A 17,244-nucleotide genomic window follows, 5' to 3' on the forward strand; every position below is an offset into this window, starting at 1 on the left:
CATACCCGCCCCGCCGGTCGGCTTCGCTGCAGATCGCGGGCCACCGGTAGGGTCCTGCGCGTGAACGACGACACCCAGGTCGAGCCGCGGCCGGCGACCGAGCCCTCCCGTATGCCGGCGACCGACCCATCCCGTATGCCGGCTGCCGCTGAGCCCCGTGCGCCGCGCGGCACCGACGCGCGGTCGGTGGCTCTGGTGGCGGTCTTCACGGCGCTCCTCGTGGCCGCTGCGGTCGTCCCCGGCATACCCGTCGGCGGCTTCGGGGTGCCGCTCACCCTGCAGACCCTCGCGGTACTGCTCACTGGTCTCGTGCTCGGGCCGGCGCGCGGCGGGCTCGCCGTCCTGCTCTACCTCGTGCTCGGCTTCGTCGGCCTCCCCGTCTTCAGCGGCGGCACCTCGGGTCTGCAGGTCCTGGCCGGACCGACGGCCGGCTACCTGCTGTCGTTCCCGGTCGCGGCCGTCGTGGCCGGCTTCGTAGCGGTCCAGGTCGTGCGGCGCGCCCGGCGCGGCCTGTGGGCGCCGCTGCTCGCCACGGCCGGCGTCGCGACGTCGGTCCTCGTCGTCCACACGCTCGGCATCCTCGGCCTCATGGTCAACGCGAAGCTGCCCCTGGGCGCCGCGGTCGTCGCTGACCTGCCGTTCCTGCCGGGCGACGTCCTCAAGTCCATCGTCGCGGGTGTGGCCGCGGCCGCCGTGCACCGCGCCTTCCCCGACGTGCTCGTGAGGCGCGCCCGCCGCGTCCCGTGACCTCGATCCGGCTCGACCGCGCGACCGTCGCGGTCCCGCTCGACGGAGACCGCGGGCCTCGGCAGAAGACCATCCTGGAACCGGTCGACCTCACGCTCGACGAGTCCCGCGTGACCGTCATCGGCGCCAACGGATCGGGCAAGTCGACGCTGCTGCGACTGCTCAACGGCCTGGTGCACCCGACTCAGGGCACGGTGACCGTCGACGGGATCGACACGGTCCGCGACGGAGCGCGCGTCAGGCGGCGCGTCGCCTTCGGATTCACCGATCCCCTTTCCCAGCTCGTCATGCCGACAGGGCGCGAGGACGTGGAGCTGTCGCTGCGGCGCCTCCACCGGTCCCGGTCCGAGCGCCGTGCGGCGGCCGAGCAGGTGCTCGCGCGCTTCGGCCTGACGGGACTCGCCGACCAGAGCGTCTACGACCTGTCCGGCGGCGAGCGTCAGCTGCTGGCGCTCGCGGTCGTGCTCGCCACCGAGCCGGCAGTGCTCGTGCTCGACGAGCCGACCACGCTGCTGGACCGGCGCAACACCACCCTGCTGCGCCGCACGCTGGCGGCCCTGCCGCAGACTCTCGTGGTCGCCACGCACGACCTCGACCTCGCCCTCGACGCCGACCGCACGCTCGTCGTCGACAACGCCCGCATCGTCTACGACGGGCAGCCTGCGGACGCGGTGGCCTTCTACCGTGCCCTTGCGGACTCAGCATGACCGGGCCCGGTCTCTTCACGGCACATGTGCCCGGCACGTCGTTCCTGCATCGAGCGCCCTTGTGGCTCAAGCTGGTCGGAGTTCTGTTCGTCGGTGCCGTGCCGTGGCTCGCGTCGACTGCGTGGCCGATGGTCGTCGTGTCGCTGGTCCTCGTGCTCCTGGTGGCGGCCGCGCAACTGCCGGCCCACCGCCTCCTGAGCTCCGTGCGCGCGCTGGCACCCGTCCTCGTCGTGCTGGGCGCGTACCAGTGGTGGGCTCGGGACCTCCCGTATGCCGTCCGCGTCGTCCTCGGCATCGCCAACGCCTTCGTGGCAGCCGGCATCCTCACGGCGACGACGCCGGTGACCGAGCTGCTCGACGGTGTCGTGCGAGCGGCGCGACCGCTGCGCCGGATCGTCGATCCGGAGGTCGTCGCGCTGACGCTCGGTGTGGCTGTCCGCTCGGTGCCGTGGGTGGCTGGGTCGTTCGCAGCAGTGCGCCAGTCGGCCCGCGCGCGGGGCTTGGACCGTAGCCTCCGCGCACTCGTCGTGCCGACCGTGGTGCACACCGTCGCCTACGCGAAGGCGACCGGTGAGGCCCTCGCAGCCCGTGGCCTCACCGATCCGGACGACCGCGGCTGATGGTGTGGTGCCAAGCGCACAGCGGACCGTGCGCCTGGCACCACACACGTCGGCGTTACTCGGCCAGCCGGGAGACCGCGGCCGCAACGCTCGGGGCGACCCGGTCGTCGAAGACGCTCGGAACGATGCGGTCCGCGGTCGGGTCCTGGACCAGCGCGGCGATCGCCTCGGCGGCCGCGAGCTTCATCTCCTCGGTGATCGCGCGAGCCCCGGAGTCCAGGGCCCCCCGGAAGATCCCGGGAAACGCGAGCACGTTGTTGATCTGGTTGGGGAAGTCCGAGCGCCCCGTGGCCACGACCTCGGCGAAACGGGTGGCCACGCTCGGGTGGACCTCGGGGTCGGGGTTCGCGAGCGCGAAGATCACCGCCCGCGGCGCCATGCGCATGAGGTCTCGCTCCGCAACGGTCCCGCCCGACACCCCGATGAACACGTCGGCCCCGCTCAGGGCGTCGCCGAGACTGCCCGTGACGCCTCGCGCGTTGGTGTCCGCGGCCAGCTCGGCCTTGTGCGGCGCCAGGTCGCCGCGGTCCGGGCCGAGCACGCCCCTGGAGTCCGCGACGATGACGTCGCCGACACCGGCCGCGAGCAGGATCCGGGTGACCGCGACCCCGGCGGCACCGGCCCCGGACACGACGACGGTGAGGTCGGCCAGCTCCTTCTCGACGACCTTGACGGCGTTGAGCAGCGCCGCGAGAGCCACGATCGCGGTGCCGTGCTGGTCGTCGTGGAACACGGGGATGTCGAGCCGCTCCTTGAGGCGCCGCTCGATCTCGAAGCACCGTGGCGCCGAGATGTCCTCGAGGTTGATGCCGCCGTAGGTCGGCGCGATGCGGGCGACCGCCTCGACGATCTCTTCGACCGTCCCCGTCTCCATGCACACCGGCACGGCGTCGACGTCGGCGAAGTGCTTGAACAGCACCGCCTTGCCCTCCATGACCGGCATCGCGGCGAGCGGGCCCACCGCGCCGAGGCCGAGCACGGCGGTGCCGTCGCTGACCACGGCAACGGTGTTGCGGCGGGTGGTGAAGATCGTGGCGAGGGCCGGGTCGGCCGCGATGGCTCGAGACACCTCGGCGACGCCGGGGGTGTAGAGCAGCGAGAGGTCAGCAGCGTCGCGCAGCGCCGACGTGGCGTGTACCCCGAGCTTGCCGCCCTCATGGGCCACGAAGATCGGGTCCCTCGGGTCGAACAGCTGGCTGGTGGGCAACGCACTCATGGTTGGAAACACCTCGTTCGCGTGGGAAAGACGAGGGCAGACCGCCCTCACTGATGGACAGTGCCGGGGTCTGGCCTGCGAGTCGTTCGCGCGACGGGGGTTGCCCGAAGGTCGCCATTCTGGCATGCGAGACGGCGTTGCATAAAGGGGCTGGCGCCGGACTGTGAGCACCGTCTCAGCGCGGTGCGGGGTCAGCCGGTGGGCGTCGTGGCGCCGAGCGCGCGCAGCAGCGCGTCGACGACGCGCGGGTCGTACTCGTAGCCGAGTCCGAGGTAGATCCGCTCGATCGCGGCCTCGCGTGCCCGGACGCTGCGAGCCCCCGCGGTGAGGTCCTCGTAGGCGTTGACGACCTTGACGATCCGGCTCGTGAGGGGAATCTCCTCGCCGAGCTCGCGGACCTGGCGGTACGGCGTCGTCTGGTGCTCGAGGATCCGGGCGACGCCCTCGAAGACGCCGGTCTCCCGGACGATGGCCACGGTGTCGGCTTCGATCCGCCGCTGGTCCGCGGGGGCAGCAAGGACGGTCGCCCCGCCGGGGATCGGCTCCACCAAGGCGACCTGGCCGATGTCGTGCAGCAGCGCGGCGTACTCCAGGTCGAGCAGCTCTCGCTCGGACAGCCCGAGCTCCCGGCCGACCCGGACGGCGACGTCCGCGACGCGCTCGGAGTGGCCGGACGGCGTGTACCCGGCCGCGTCCGTGAGCCGGGAAAGGGTCCGGATGCTCTGCAGGTAGGTGGCGCGGATGCTGACATAGCGGCGGAAGGCGAAGAGCGTCAGCACGAGGGGCACGAGGAACAGCGGCAGCGCCGCGATCCCGAGCGGTGGCGCCGCGAGGGCGATGAGCACGCCGGTCACCGCGACGGCGGTCGACAGGGCGAACGAGGACCACAGCTCCTCGACGAACGCGCGTCGGACGTTCGCGGTGGCCGACCAGGCCCGCAGGGTCGACGTGAACAGGATGTCGGCCAGCAGGGCGACTCCGGAGATCGCGAGCATGAGCAGCGCAAGCTGCCACGGGACGAGGCTGTCGCCGGGGACCGGTGTCCCGGGTTCCTGTCCCAGGTAGAGGGTGCGGTAGAGCACGGCCACGACACCGACCGCGACGAACCGGCCGGCCGTCTCGACGAAGCTGACCGGCCGCCCCGCGAGCAGTCTGGCCCCGGCTCCCAGCCCCATCGAGACCCCGGTGGCCGCGACGACGAGCGCGGCGGCATACGTGACGAAGTGCCCCTCGGGCACCTCGACGGTGAAGGCCAGCCCGAACGCAGCCGCCGTCGCGATCGGCGCGGCCCCGCGCAGCCCCGGTGCGGACAGCTGGAACCACTCGCCGAGCACGATGGTGACCGAGAACGCGGCGACGACGCCGATGCTGGACTGCTGGTGCCAGCCGGGCATGTCCCCCGTCCGGGTCGCGACCACGACGGAGAGCACCAGCCCGACCGCGCCGAGGACGAGCGCCACCCCCTCGCTGCGCGAAGGCCCGCTCACCGGCCGGCCCCTGAGGTGACTGCGGCCTGCCAGCCGTGCTTCTCCAGGGCGGCACGGGTGGCCGAGACGACATTGGGGTCGAAGCGCCCGGAGTCCCGGTCGAGCGGCCGCAGCACCTCCGCGACCGCCACGCCCGGCGCGGCTGGCGTTGCCGTCGACAGGTCCTCGACCGCCGTGACCACGGCCACGATGCGCGCCGCGACCGGGATGTCGAGCCCTGAGAGACCGTCGGGTCGGCCGCGTCCGTCGAAGCGCTCGTGCTGGTGGCGTATGCCGGACCGTGCGTCCTCGAGGAAGTCGATGCCCTCGATCATCCGGGCTCCCATGACGCAGTGCCGAGCCACGACGCGGCGCTCGGCGTCGGTCAGCGACTCGGGCGCTCGGCGCAGGAGGCGCGTCGGCACGCCCAGGTGCCCGATCTGGTGGAGCGTCGCGGCATACCGGACCGTGCCGATCTGGTGGGGGCCGAGCCCGAGCTCCTCTGCGACCCACTCGGCGAGCATCGCCGCGCGACGGCTGCGCGCGACCGCCTGCGGCTCCTTCGTGCCGAGCGCGGTGACGAGAGTGTCAACGGTCCGCTCGTGCGACCGGAGCTCCTCGCCGTACTGGATGAACGCCCACCGGGCCGCCAGCAGCGGAGCCATGATGAGCAGGGCGCTGAAGGCTCCGAGGTCGGCAGGGAACCACAGGATGACGAAGAGGAACCCGATGATCCCGTAGCCGACGTAAGCCACGCCCGAGCTGACGAGGACGCGGCGGACGAACACCCCGAAGGGCACCCGCTGGTACAGGTGGATGACGCCGGAGAGCAGCACCGCGTTGGTGATGCACTGGACGACGTCCGCCACCATCAGGGGCACGCCGACCTGCACCGCGAGGTTCGCCAGACCTGTGACGTCGTTGAGGTTGTCGGCCCCGTTGGCGAAGACATACGCCCAGGCGCCGGCGGCGCCGATCGTGCCGGTCATCGCGACGTTGAAGAGGTTCTGGAACCACTTGACCTCGCTCTCCCGGTCGATGACGACCGAGAGACTGCCGACGCACCACGCGCCGAACGGCCCGAGGATCGCCCCCGAGGCGAGCAGGATGATCGACAGGAACGAGAAGCCGATGCGCGAGGTCACCGCCGGTTCGCGCAGGTTGAAGCTGAGGATCCCCATGGCCGTCAGCAGCAGCAGCGGAAGCAGGTCCGGGTGGCGGCCGAACATCCACGAGACCACGCCGAGCGCGAGCCCGAGCACGACGACGAACGCGATGTAGAAGGGCAGCAGCCGCGACGGGGGTGGCTGCTCGGGACGGGTGGTCACACGCTATTCAAGCCTGAGGACGGACGGGTCCTGCAAGGCATGGACGGATCGCAGGACGAGCAGCATGGGACGAACCGGCACGAGACCGTGCAGGATGGGGGCGTTCTGGCGCCCGTTCCGGGCCGGTTGCCAACGCCGGTGCGCAGGCCGGTTCCACGCCAGCCGGGGCGACTCAGCCGCCGCCCCAGGTCCAGGTCGTCAGGTACTGAATCGCCTGGAGGGTCAGGTCGTCGACCGCGAGGGCCGACAGAAGTGCGGCGAACATGGGGGCTCCTTACCAAGCGTCCTTGTTCCGAATGCGTGCACCGCAAGGGGCCGCGCCGCACGCAGCACGGAACATGTGAGGTCTCCCTCGCGCGGTAGCCTGCCAAAATGGCCCGCCGCCTGGAAAGTTGAGCGAACTCGCACGGTCGCTTCTTGACCAAGAATTTAACGTCTCTTGGTGATCAGCAGACCGATTGGGCCCAGACGTGCCCATGTGGAAGAATCGGCCTTCGTGTCTGGCGTCGTGACGACCGAGCCGCGCCGACGAGGCGTCCAGGTCCCCTCACCCGCCCGGACACGACAGACCACCAGCATCACGAAAGAGAGCAGACGATGAGCAAGCGCGCCCGCAAGCGCCGCTCCCGCAAGGGCAACGCCGCCAACCACGGCCGCAAGCCCAACGCCTGAGCCGCGAGACAGACGACAAGGCCCGCCCCGATGCTTCGGGACGGGCCTTTCGTATGCCGTGAGCCGCCGGCGCCACGGTGGCCGGGTGCGGGTGGGCTGTGGCCGGGTGGGCTTGGCGCGTGGCCTGGCCCCGCGCTCAACCGCGGTCGATGCGGATCACGGTCATCGAGATGCGCGACATGATCGTGGTCCGCAGCGCCTCGGGAGCGTGCTCCGCGCCGCACGAACGCCGCACGAGCGCCTTGAGCGTGGTGTCGAGGTCGTACTCCTTGAGGCACGGGCCGCACTCGTCGAGGTGCGCCTGGATCTTGGCGCAGTCCTCCGGGCCCAGCTCGCCGTCGAGGTACTCGTAGACCCGCAGCAGGGCTTCGGAACAGTCGGTGCCGGACCGCTCGTGCAGCTCGTCGCCGTGGGTGTCGTCGTTCATGACGCGGTTCCTTCCGTGCCCGCCCCCGCGCCGGTGCCGGCCGCGACGAAACCCCGCTCCGCGGCATACTCCGACAGCAGCTCACGCAGCTGCCGCCGCCCGCGGTGGAGCCGGCTCATCACGGTCCCGATCGGTGTGTCCATGATCTCCGCGATCTCCTTGTAGGAGTAGCCCTCGACGTCGGCGAAGTACACCGCGAGCCGGAACTCCTCCGGAATCTCCTGCAGCGCACGCTTGACGTCCGAGTCGGGCAGGTGGTCCAGCGCCTCGGCCTCGGCCGACCGGAGCCCGGACGACGAGTGCGACTCGGCGCGCGCCAGCTGGTAGTCCTCGATGTCGGACGAGTCGGACTCGAGCGGCTGGCGCTGCTTCTTGCGGTAGCTGTTGATGTACGTGTTGGTGAGGATGCGGTACATCCACGCCTTGAGGTTCGTGCCGGGGCGGTACTGGTGGAAGGCGGCGAACGCCTTCGCGTACGTCTCCTGGACGAGGTCCTCGGCGTCGCTGGGGTTGCGGGTCGTGCGCAGCGCAGCGCTGTAGAGCTGGTCGAGCAGGGGCATCGCCTCGTGCTCGAAACGGGCGCGACGCTGGTCCTCGGTCTCGCTGGCGACGTCGACCACCGGGTCGTCCGTCGCAGCCGCCGGGGCCGGTGCTGCGACCGGGGTCGAGGCCGTCGCTGCGGTGTCCGTGGCGCGCGCGCTGCGTCGTGACGCCTTCGCTCGCTCGGGCTGGGCGTGCGGCTCGGCGACCCACGTTGCCGCGGCCTGGTCAGTCTGCTTGTCCTTTGCCATCGCCATCCAGCCTAGACCGGCGGTCTGAGAGGCCGGTTCACGCAGGATCGAGCTGGTCGAGCTGGTCGGGCTGGTCGACAGGGTCGATGTCGTCGCCGGGCGGACGGAGGCGTTCGGCGGGCAGTAGACCATGGCTGGTGCAACGACGGTCAGCCGGGGAGCATTCCCGCGATACGGACCAGTGCGTCGGTGAGGGCACCCCGGGAGCCCTTGGGAAAGCTGTGCGCGCCCGGGACCTCGACGAGCGTCGCGCCAGGCGGCAGGTGTGGGCGCACTTCCGCGGGCGTGCCGAAGGTGTCGTTGGTGCCCTGCACGACCCAGGTGGGGTCTGGGGCCAGGGCCAGCTCGTGGGCGCGCAGCTTGTCGGGCTGACCAGGCAGGTGGAGCGGAAAGCTGAGCATGAGGCCCGCGTCGGCCTCCAGTCGCTCGGCAGTCCGGCACGCCACCCGCGCTCCGGCGCTGCGTCCGCCGACGACGAGCGGGCGCGGCAGCTTGCCGCGCCCCGCCAGCAGCGCCTCGACGATGGGCACCCAGGCGACGTCGAGCGTGGGCGGGCGTCCGGCCAGGCGGCGGCCGGCGACGAGCCACGGCTGCTCGACAAGGACGACTGCCCAGCCCGCTGCCAGGAGCACCTCACGTGCGACGGTCAGGTCGAGGGCGCGAAGGCCTCCCCCGGCCCCGTGCCCGAGGACGACGGTGCCGCGGGCGCGCGTGGGACGGCATACGTGGGCGCGGCCCGGCCCCTCGGGGGTGACGATCTCGCGCACGGTCTCCTTCGGCAGCACCGTCACGCCCCGATCACCTCGCCGGTCATCGGGTCGACGACCCCTTCGAGCTCGGCGGCGGGCACGGGCGCGACGAGCCACGCGCCGTTGTTGCTCGTCGAGCCGACCGCACGGCTCACGGGGTGCGCCTCGAACCGGCCGGGCTGGGCGAACTCGAGGAACGAGCGCACCACCTCGGGGTCCTTCTCGGCGGGGTCGAGCCATTGCTGCCACTGCTCGGGCTCGAGCACGAGCGGCTGCCGGTCGTGGATGCGGTCCATCCCGGGGTCGGCGGCGGTGGTGATGATCGTGAACGTCGTGAGCCAGGCCTCGGGATCCCCCTCCGGACGCTCCTTGTCACGCCAGAACTCGTAGAGCCCGGCGAACGCGACCGGGCGCCCGTCGGCGCGGTGGATGAAGAACGGCTGCTTGCGGGGCTTGCCCTTGGCGTCGACTGCGGTCGGCGAGGCCTGCCACTCGTACCAGCCGTCCGCAGGCACGATGCAGCGGCGCGACAGCGCCGCCTTGCCGAACGCGCCCTTGCCTAGGACCGACTCGGCACGGGCGTTGGTCATGCGCAGGCCCATCTTGACGTCCTTGGCCCAGGCAGGCACGAGCCCCCACGTCAGCAGCCTCAGCTGCCGGGTCGGCGGTGTCGCGTCGTCGGCGCCGCGTGGGGACCGTGTCAGCACGACCGCAGCCTGCTTGGACGGCGCCATGTTCCAGTCGGGCTCGCCGGCTGGCGGGGACTGGGGGTTCTTCAGGACGCTGCGCGCCGGCTCGCCCATGTGGTCCTCGTCGATGTCGAACTCCTCGACGAGCTCGTCGGGCCGCGCGCTGGCGGCATACCTCCCACACATGCGGCTCAGCGTATGCCGCCCCGCCGACGACACGACCGCACGCGGCGAATGCCTGTGGGCGGCTCCGCGGCGGGGTCGGGTATGTCGATAACGTAGGAGCCAACCAATCCGCGAGGCCGGGCTTGCCGCATGGCGCCTCGGCCGAAGGAGGAAGCCGCAATGATCGTCCGCCGTCTCGCCCGTCCCCTGCTCGCCTCCGTGTTCGTCGCGGCAGGCATCGACGCCTTGCGCCATCCCTCCAGCCGCAGCCACCAGGCCGCCCACCTGCTGGAGAAGGTCCCCGACCGGGTCCCGGGCTCCGAGGTCGCAGCCCGGGCTGCCAAGGACCCCGACGTCTTCGTCCAGGTCAACGGCGGCGTGCTGATCGCCGGCGGTCTGCTGCTCGCGACGGGCCGGATGCCGCGGCTCGCCTCCACGGTGCTCGCCGCCTCGATCGTGCCCACGACGGCCATCGACCACGCCTTCTGGGAGGAGACCGACCCCACCCGCAAGGCACAGAGCCGCAGCCTCTTCTTCAAGAACGTCGGCCTGCTCGGTGGGCTGCTTCTCGCAGCCGTCGACACCGAGGGCAGGCCGGGTCTGGTCTGGCGTGCCCAGCACGCCAGCCGGACGACGCGCCGCGAGGCCCGTCACGCCGCGCGAGCCGCCTCGCGCGAGGCCCATTTCATCGCCCATCGAGCACAGGACGTCGTGAGCGCACATTGAGTCCCGCTGATCCCTCGCCCACCGCGCCAGCCACCGGCGACACCCTCATCGCCCCGCCGGACTGGGCCGCCCCCGTCGCTGCCGGGCCGCTCGACGCGACCGTCGTCCTGCCCGGCAGCAAGTCACTGACCAACCGCTACCTCATCCTGGCCGCGCTCGCGAGCGAGCGGTCGCGGCTGCGGGCTCCACTCCGGTCCCGCGACACGCTCCTGATGGCCGATGCCCTGCGCACGCTGGGCGTGCGGATCGTCGACGTCCCCGCCGAGGGCGAGTCCCCGGGATCGGTCGACGACTGGCTCGTCACGCCGCCCGAGCGCCTGCGCGGGGACGTGACCATCGACTGCGGCCTCGCCGGGACCGTGATGCGCTTCCTGCCTGCGGTCGCCGCGCTCGCCGACGGCCCGGTCCGCCTCGACGGCGACCCGCAGGCGAGGGTTCGGCCGATGGCACCTGTCGTCGACGCGCTCCGCGTGCTCGGCGCGACCGTCGACGACGCCGACGGCCACCTGCCCGTGACCGTCCACGGGCAGGGCGGTATGCCGGGCGGCTCGGTGACCATGGACGCGTCGGCGTCGTCGCAGTTCATCTCGGCGCTGCTGCTCGCCGGAGCCCGCTACGACGAGGGCGTGACCGTGCACCACGACGGCAAGCCGGTGCCGAGCGAGCCGCACATCATCATGACGGTCGAGACCCTGCGTGACGCCGGGGCCATCGTCGACGACAGCGAGCCCAACACGTGGCGCGTCGAGCCTTCGGAGATCAACGCGTTGGACGTGTCCGTCGAGCCGGACCTGTCCAATGCCGGTCCTTTCGTCGCGGCCGCGCTCGTCGCCGGAGGCACCGTCCGCGTCCCGGGCTGGCCGCAGCACACGACCCAGGCAGGTGACCTGCTCCGCGAGATCCTCGACTCCATGGGCGCGGACGTGCGGCTTGACCGGTCGGGGCTGACGGTCGTCGGTGGCGACGAGCTCGTCGGCATCGACATCGACCTGCACGACGCCGCTGAGCTGACGCCGACGGTCGCAGCGCTCGCTGCCCTCGCCTCCACTCCGTCATGGATCCGTGGCGTGGCCCACATCCGGGGCCACGAGACCGACCGGCTGGCCGCCCTGACTGCCGAGCTCTCAGCACTGGGCGGCCGGGTCACCGAGACCGAGGACGGACTGCGCATCGCCCCGGCGTCCTTGCACGGCGGGCGATTCCGCTCATACCACGACCACCGCATTGCCACCGCGGGCGCCATCATCGGCCTGCGCGTGCCCGGGGTGACTGTCGAGGACATCGGCACCACGCGAAAGACGCTGCCGGACTTCGTCGGCCTCTGGCAGGGCATGCTCGCGGGCGACCTCGGCTCGCTGCCGGCAGTGCGGCTCGCATGACCAGGCCCGCTCGATGAGCCCGCGGGACCTCGACGAGGACGACGTCCGCGTCCGCCCGAGCCGCAAGGGTTCGAGGCCCCGCACGAAGGAGCGCCCGGCCCATGCCGACGCGCTGGTCGGCATGGTGATCGGTGTCGACCGTGGTCGCTACACCTGCCTGCTGCCGCGCGGTTCCGGCGGGCGCAAGGAGCGCGAGCGGGTCGTGGTCGCGATGAAGGCACGCGACATCGGGCGCACCCGCGTCGTCGTCGGCGACGACGTCGCTCTCGTCGGCGACACCTCCGGCGCGCAGGACTCCCTGGCCCGCATCGTCCGAATCGAGGAGCGGCGGTCCGTGCTGCGACGCACGGCCGACGACACCGACCCCTACGAGCGCGTCATCGTCGCCAACGCGGACCAGCTCGTCATCGTCACGGCTCTGGCCGACCCCGAGCCGCGCCCCCGGATGATCGACCGCTGCCTCGTCGCGGCATACGACGCGGGGCTCGAGCCGCTGCTCGCGCTGACCAAGTCCGACCTGGTCGACCCCGCCGAGTTCCTCAGCTCCTACGCGCCGCTGGAGGTGGAGCATGTCGTGACCTCGTGGGACGGCGCCGACTTCACCGGTCTCGAGCAGCTGCGCGATCGGCTCTCCGGTCAGGTCTCCGTGCTTGTCGGCCACTCCGGCGTCGGCAAGAGCACCCTGGTCAACGGTCTCGTGCCCGGCGCGCAGCGAGCCACGGGTGACGTCAACGACACGACCGGTCGGGGGCGGCATACCTCCACGAATGCCGTGGCGCTCCGGCTCGTCGACGCCGCGGGCGAGCCGGACGGCTGGGTCATCGACACGCCCGGGGTGCGGTCCTTCGGGCTGGCCCACATCGACGTCGACCGGATCATCGACCATTTCCCCGACCTCGCGGCCGGCACCGAGGGCTGCCCCCGAGGCTGCACGCACGACGAGCCGGACTGCGCCCTCGACGACTGGGTCGCGCAGGGCCACGCGGGGCCGGCGGGTCCTTCGCGGCTGGCCTCGCTGCGGCGGCTGCTTGCGAGCCGTTCGGGTGAGGAACGCTGACCCTCCGGGCATTCCGCCCGCACGGGTGTTCGTGGCGCTAGGTTGACCCGGTGACCTCCTACGACGACGACCTTCGTCTGGCCCATGTCCTCGCGGACGCCGTCGAGCGCGTGACCGTGGCCCGATTCCGCGCAGCCGACCTCGTCGTGGAGAGCAAGCCCGACCTCTCGCCGGTCACCGACGCCGACCGGGCCGCCGAGGAGCTCGTCCGCGGCCAGCTCAAGCGCACCCGGCCGCGCGACGCCGTCGAGGGCGAGGAGTTCGAGACGACGGGTCACGGGCCGCGGCGCTGGATCATCGACCCGATCGACGGCACGAAGAACTTCGTCCGTGGCGTGCCCGTGTGGGCCACGCTCATCGGGCTCGTCGTCGACAACGAGCCGGTGCTGGGCCTCGTCGCGGCGCCAGCGCTGCAGCGGCGGTGGTGGGCCGCAACGGGATCCGGCGCCTGGACCGGACGGTCGCTGTCGTCGGCCAGGCGCATCAACGTCTCACAGGTCGGTCGGCTCGGCGACGCGTCCCTGTCGTACTCGTCGCTGGCCGGCTGGCGGGTGCGGGGCAAGCGCGACGACTTCCTCGACCTCATGGACGACTGCTGGCGCACGCGCGCCTACGGCGACTTCTGGTCCTACATGCTCGTCGCGGAGGGCGCCGCGGACATCGCGGCCGAACCAGACCTGGCGGTGCACGACATGGCCGCCCTCGTGGCGATCGTGCAGGAGGCCGGAGGACGCTTCACCGGCCTCGACGGACGGGACGGGTGCTGGAGCGGCAACGCGCTCGCGACCAACGGCCTGCTCCACGCGGAGGTGCTGCGGCGGATCGGTATGCCGTCCGGCTGAGACACGCGGGCGCACCTCCGTCGGCGCGGCATACCCTCGGCGCATGACGTGCCGTATGACATGGCGCCTCCGCTTCGCTACGGCGCGTGCCGCGGGGCATCACTTGGCGCCTCGCTTCGCTCCGGCGCGTGCCGCGGGGCCTGAAGGGCCTTGCCTTCCTCCGCTCCGCTCGCTCGTTCCTCCCACGCAGAGCGTGGGACCCAGCTCGCTGCGCTGCGTCCAGGCAACGCCGTCCCCGCGGCTCACCCAGGACCGTGATCTCGCATGAGCCTCTCCGTTCGCGCGGCCACGGCCGATGACGTGCCGGTGCTCTCGGAGGTCGCGGCGGCCACGTTCGGGCTCGCGTGCCCGCCGAGCATGACCCAGGACCGCGTGGAGGCGTTCATCCGCGAGGTGCTCTCGCCGGAGCGGTTCGTCGAGTACGTTGCCGACCCCGAACGGCACGTGCTCGTGGCCGAGGACGCCGTCGGCGCCGCCCTCGGCTACGCGATGCTCGTCTCCGGCGAGCCACACGACGCCGACGTCCGCGCTGCCATCCGGCTGCGGCCGACGGTGGAGCTGAGCAAGATCTACGTCCTGCCCGCGGCCCACGGCACCGGAGCGGCGGCCGAGCTCATGAGCAGCTCGCTCGACTGGGCGCGCGCGAGCGGAGCCACCGGGGCGTGGCTCGGGGTCAACCAGCAGAACGAGCGAGCTCAGCGCTTCTACGCCAAGAGCGGTTTCGAGCGCGTGGGCACCAAGCGCTTCCTCGTCGGTGGGGTGTATGAGGACGACTACGTCCTCGAGCGCCCGCTGCCCTGACCGGGGCGCTCACTCGACTGGAAGGGGATCGGTGATCAGGCGTCGGTCACCACGGTGAGCTCGCCGAGACCGAGTCCCTGCACCGCGGCACGGTGCTCGTCCGCGTCGCCGACCATGACGATCGTCCAGCCGGAGCCCGGCGTCCCGGCGCCGATGCCGGCCCCGGCCGCGAAGCGGGCGTATGCCGCGTCGACCCGAGCCGTGTCGACCGTGGCCAGATCGCGCAGGTTGGCCGTCGTGAACTCGGTGGTCCGACCGTCGAGAGCCATACCCACGGCCTCGTCCGCGATGGTGTCGGCGGTGGCATAGCGACCGGGCGCGGTCTTGCCGATGAAGTCGACGCCAGAGCGGATCTCCTTGTCGCGGAAGCCGTCTCGCCCGCTCTCGAGGATCTCGACGAGAAGGCGCAGCGACTCGGTCGTCGAGTCGGAGCGCACGGAGCCCGAGGTCAGGAACACCCCACCGCGCCGGCGCGGCCGGAAGGTCGACCGGATGCCGTAGGTGTAGCCCTTCTCCTCGCGCAGCACCGCGTCGATGCGCGCGTTCGGGGACCCACCGACGACGAAGCCGAGCACCGGGTACGGCGCCCAGCCGCCGTCGACCGACCGGTCCGGACCGGGCGCGCCGATGACGAACTCCGTCTGCACCGACCCCGGCCGCGAGACGAGGACGATGCGCGCCCGGTCGGGCGCCAGCGTCGCCTCGTGCTGAAGGTAGCGGTCGCGGTCGCGTGGACCGCGTGCCCACTGACCCAGGGCGGACTCCACGAGCGCGGGCACGTCGAGCCCTGCGAGGTCACCGGCGATGCAGATCGTCGCGCCGGCGGCGACGACGTGATCCCCGTGGAAGGCGGCGACGTCCTCACGCGTGATCGCGCCGACCGTCTCGGGGGTGCCGCCGGTGGGGCGGGACGAGCGGTCGCCGAGGTCGTAGAACGTGCGGACGAACTCGAGCCCGGCACGGTTGGCCGCGACCGACCGCTCCTGCTCGATCTCTGCAAGGCGGGTGCGGACCTGGCGGGCCACCTCGGTCTTGGGGAAGACCGGCTCGGTGATGATCTGCCGCAGGAGGTCGAGCGCCGGCTCGAGGTTGCCCTTGACGACGTCGATGTCGAGCGAGAGCCCGGCATCGGACATCCCTGCGCCGAAGCTGACGCCCTTGCGCTCGAGGAGCCGGGCGAACTCCTCGGCCGAGTACGTCGCGGTGCCCTCGTCGAGGGTGCGCGACATGATCGTCGCGACGCCCTCGCGGTCCCTGGGCTCTTCGCGCAGCGGCACGGGGAGCCCGACGCGCACGGACAGGACGTACTGCCCGGGCACGTCGTAGGTGACGAGGCGAAGCCCGTTGGGCAGGTCGTGGGTCGTCGCGGCAGGGAAGTCCCACGGCTCGGGAGCCGCCACGACGGGGCGGGCGATGGTCGTCACTGGGCCTCCTCGGCCTCTGCGTCGGTGTCGTTCGGTGCGGCTGTGGCGAGGTATCGCACCACGGCCCGGGCCTCCGGGTCGAGCCACGCGGCGGCGACCTCACGCACCTGCTGGGCGGTCACCGCACGGATGCGTTCGACGAACGTGTTGACGTATGCCGGGTCGCCGGTGAGCAGGGCGTGGTGGCTGATGTGGTCGGCGCGCTCCTCGATGCTGGCGAGGGCACTGAGCCACGAGCGCTCGGTGTCGGCGATGACCGACTCGAGCTCGGCGTCGTCCGGGCCCTGCTCGATGAAGACGCGGATCTCCTCGCAGACGGCCGCCTCGACCTGCCCGACATCGGCGCCGGCGGACACGTCGACGGTGATCGTTCCCAGGCCCACACCGTCGACCAGGCCCATCGTCCAGCCGCCGACGGCGACCGCTGTCTCGTCGTTGCGGACCAGCCGGCGCACGAGGCGTGAGCTCGACAGACCGCCGAGCACGTCGACGGCGATCTGGCAGGCGAGGTACTCCGGTGTGGTGTCGACCGGCAGCCGGAACGCCACGTAGATGCGGTCGTTCGGGACGTCACCCACCCGGTCGAGCCGCGTGGGCTCGCTGATCGGCGAGAGCTGCGACAGCCGCCTACGGGCGTGCAGCTCGATCGGGGGAAGGTGGCCGAAGTACTTCTCGGCCGCCGCGAAACCGTCCTCCGGGGTGACGTCTCCGACGAGCGTCAGCACGGTGTTGTTGGGGCCGTAGTGGGCGCGGAAGAAGGCGTGGACGTCCTCGAGTGTCGCGGCGTCGAGGTCCTCCATCGACCCGATGGTCGGGTGGTGGTACGGGTGGTCCTCGGGGAAGGCGGTCGCGTAGATGTCGATGAGGGCGGATCCGTAGGGCACGTTGTCGTACCGCTGACGCTTCTCCTCCTTCACGACGTCGCGCTGGTTGTCGAGGTTCTCCTGCGTCACCGCGTCGAGCAGGTAACCGTGCCGGTCCGCCTCGAGCCAGAGGGCGAGGTCGAGCGCGCCGGTCGGGACGGTCTCGAAGTAGTTCGTCCGGTCGAACCAGGTCGTCGCGTTGAGCCGGGCTCCTTCGTCCATGAGGGCCGAGAAGTGCTCGCCCGAGGCGACGTTGCGGCTGCCCTGGAACATCAGGTGCTCGAAGAGGTGCGCGAAGCCGGTGCGGCCGGGCGACTCGTGCCGGGAGCCGACGCCGACCCAGAGGTTGACCGCGACGTTGGGCACGGTGTGGTCCTCGCTGACGATGACCCGCAGGCCGTTGTCGAGGGTGCGCTCGACGAGCGGGTAGGAGATCGCTGTCACGCGCTCGACCTTATGCGACTGTCCCCTGCGTTCGAGGTATGAGGTCGGGCTCTGGAACGACGGCATACCTCCAACCGACATCCGGCTGGTAACTGATAGTTATGTTTTTTGGATCTAGCATCACTCCACGC

The 17,244-nt window shown here is 71.7% G+C and carries 18 protein-coding genes; 9 read left to right on the forward strand and 9 right to left on the reverse strand.

The genetic code is table 11. The features are described 5' to 3' along the window. Positions 1 to 60: 60 nt before the first annotated feature. From ACYVLP_RS26160 to ACYVLP_RS26170, 3 genes are read left to right on the forward strand one after another with little or no spacing between them, the layout of a single operon-like run. Positions 61 to 747: a biotin transporter BioY gene (locus tag ACYVLP_RS26160; protein WP_460630205.1), complete on the forward strand. Its 687-nt coding sequence runs from the start codon at positions 61 to 63 to the stop codon at positions 745 to 747. After that, a complete protein-coding gene (locus tag ACYVLP_RS26165; protein WP_460630206.1) occupies positions 744 to 1,454 on the forward strand; it encodes an energy-coupling factor ABC transporter ATP-binding protein in 711 nt (236 codons plus the stop codon). Before ACYVLP_RS26160 ends, ACYVLP_RS26165 begins: the two co-directional genes overlap by 4 nt. Continuing rightward, positions 1,451 to 2,074, forward strand: coding sequence for an energy-coupling factor transporter transmembrane component T family protein (locus ACYVLP_RS26170; protein WP_460630207.1), 624 nt, complete (start codon positions 1,451 to 1,453; stop codon positions 2,072 to 2,074). The genes ACYVLP_RS26165 and ACYVLP_RS26170 overlap by 4 nt, the downstream gene beginning before the upstream one ends. 55 nt (positions 2,075 to 2,129) lie before the next feature. On the opposite strand, the gene ACYVLP_RS26175 is transcribed toward ACYVLP_RS26170, so the two are convergent. The 3 genes from ACYVLP_RS26175 to ACYVLP_RS26185 all read right to left on the reverse strand — a co-directional run bounded on the left by ACYVLP_RS26175 (position 2,130) and on the right by ACYVLP_RS26185 (position 6,084). Next, positions 2,130 to 3,290, reverse strand: coding sequence for an NAD(P)-dependent malic enzyme (locus ACYVLP_RS26175; protein WP_460630208.1), 1,161 nt, complete (start codon positions 3,288 to 3,290; stop codon positions 2,130 to 2,132). A 191-nt stretch (positions 3,291 to 3,481) separates the two neighbouring features. Beyond that, a complete protein-coding gene (locus tag ACYVLP_RS26180; RefSeq protein ID WP_460630209.1) occupies positions 3,482 to 4,777 on the reverse strand; it encodes an HD-GYP domain-containing protein in 1,296 nt (431 codons plus the stop codon). After that, a complete protein-coding gene (locus ACYVLP_RS26185) occupies positions 4,774 to 6,084 on the reverse strand; it encodes an HD-GYP domain-containing protein (protein ID WP_460630210.1) in 1,311 nt (436 codons plus the stop codon). Before ACYVLP_RS26185 ends, ACYVLP_RS26180 begins: the two co-directional genes overlap by 4 nt. Positions 6,085 to 6,681: 597 nt before the next feature. Between ACYVLP_RS26185 and ACYVLP_RS26190 the strand changes: the two genes are divergently transcribed. Beyond that, on the forward strand, positions 6,682 to 6,756 hold the full coding sequence (locus ACYVLP_RS26190) for a 50S ribosomal protein bL37 (protein WP_369791897.1): 75 nt from the start codon (positions 6,682 to 6,684) through the stop codon (positions 6,754 to 6,756). 136 nt (positions 6,757 to 6,892) lie between these two features. On the opposite strand, the gene rsrA is transcribed toward ACYVLP_RS26190, so the two are convergent. From rsrA to ACYVLP_RS26210, 4 genes are read right to left on the reverse strand one after another with little or no spacing between them, the layout of a single operon-like run. Beyond that, on the reverse strand, positions 6,893 to 7,183 hold the full coding sequence (gene rsrA / locus ACYVLP_RS26195; RefSeq protein ID WP_460630211.1) for a mycothiol system anti-sigma-R factor: 291 nt from the start codon (positions 7,181 to 7,183) through the stop codon (positions 6,893 to 6,895). Next, positions 7,180 to 8,106: a sigma-70 family RNA polymerase sigma factor gene (locus ACYVLP_RS26200; protein ID WP_460630212.1), complete on the reverse strand. Its 927-nt coding sequence runs from the start codon at positions 8,104 to 8,106 to the stop codon at positions 7,180 to 7,182. Before ACYVLP_RS26200 ends, rsrA begins: the two co-directional genes overlap by 4 nt. A 17-nt stretch (positions 8,107 to 8,123) precedes the next feature. Continuing rightward, positions 8,124 to 8,765, reverse strand: a complete 642-nt coding sequence (locus tag ACYVLP_RS26205; RefSeq protein ID WP_460630213.1) for an alpha/beta hydrolase family protein — start codon at positions 8,763 to 8,765, stop codon at positions 8,124 to 8,126. After that, positions 8,762 to 9,598, reverse strand: a complete 837-nt coding sequence (locus ACYVLP_RS26210; RefSeq protein ID WP_460630214.1) for an SOS response-associated peptidase — start codon at positions 9,596 to 9,598, stop codon at positions 8,762 to 8,764. Before ACYVLP_RS26210 ends, ACYVLP_RS26205 begins: the two co-directional genes overlap by 4 nt. A 159-nt stretch (positions 9,599 to 9,757) precedes the next feature. Here ACYVLP_RS26210 and ACYVLP_RS26215 point away from each other — a divergent pair, with 159 nt between their 5' ends. The 5 genes from ACYVLP_RS26215 (at position 9,758) to ACYVLP_RS26235 (ending at position 14,382) form a co-directional block, all read left to right on the forward strand. Then, entirely contained in the window at positions 9,758 to 10,303 is a 546-nt protein-coding gene (locus tag ACYVLP_RS26215; protein WP_460630215.1) for a DoxX family protein, read from the forward strand. Then, complete coding sequence (gene aroA / locus ACYVLP_RS26220; RefSeq protein ID WP_460630216.1) at positions 10,300 to 11,682, forward strand: 3-phosphoshikimate 1-carboxyvinyltransferase; 1,383 nt, start codon at positions 10,300 to 10,302, stop codon at positions 11,680 to 11,682. Before ACYVLP_RS26215 ends, aroA begins: the two co-directional genes overlap by 4 nt. A 13-nt stretch (positions 11,683 to 11,695) precedes the next feature. Continuing rightward, positions 11,696 to 12,739, forward strand: a complete 1,044-nt coding sequence (rsgA, locus tag ACYVLP_RS26225) for a ribosome small subunit-dependent GTPase A (RefSeq protein WP_460630217.1) — start codon at positions 11,696 to 11,698, stop codon at positions 12,737 to 12,739. 50 nt (positions 12,740 to 12,789) lie between these two features. Further along, positions 12,790 to 13,581 carry a histidinol-phosphatase gene (hisN, locus tag ACYVLP_RS26230; protein ID WP_452271155.1) on the forward strand — a complete coding sequence of 264 codons (792 nt, stop codon included), beginning with the start codon at positions 12,790 to 12,792 and terminating at the stop codon, positions 13,579 to 13,581. Between the two features lie 264 nt (positions 13,582 to 13,845). Beyond that, positions 13,846 to 14,382: a GNAT family N-acetyltransferase gene (locus ACYVLP_RS26235; protein WP_460630218.1), complete on the forward strand. Its 537-nt coding sequence runs from the start codon at positions 13,846 to 13,848 to the stop codon at positions 14,380 to 14,382. A gap of 35 nt (positions 14,383 to 14,417) precedes the next feature. On the opposite strand, the gene ACYVLP_RS26240 is transcribed toward ACYVLP_RS26235, so the two are convergent. Together ACYVLP_RS26240 and ACYVLP_RS26245 are read right to left on the reverse strand one after the other, a co-directional pair. Further along, complete coding sequence (locus tag ACYVLP_RS26240) at positions 14,418 to 15,806, reverse strand: M16 family metallopeptidase (protein ID WP_460630219.1); 1,389 nt, start codon at positions 15,804 to 15,806, stop codon at positions 14,418 to 14,420. Further along, the gene (locus ACYVLP_RS26245; protein WP_460630220.1) at positions 15,803 to 17,113 is read right to left on the reverse strand and encodes a M16 family metallopeptidase; all 1,311 of its coding nucleotides are present in this window, start codon (positions 17,111 to 17,113) and stop codon (positions 15,803 to 15,805) included. The genes ACYVLP_RS26240 and ACYVLP_RS26245 overlap by 4 nt, the downstream gene beginning before the upstream one ends. Between the last annotated feature and the right edge of the window lie 131 nt (positions 17,114 to 17,244).

This window comes from Intrasporangium mesophilum, assembly GCF_054783095.1.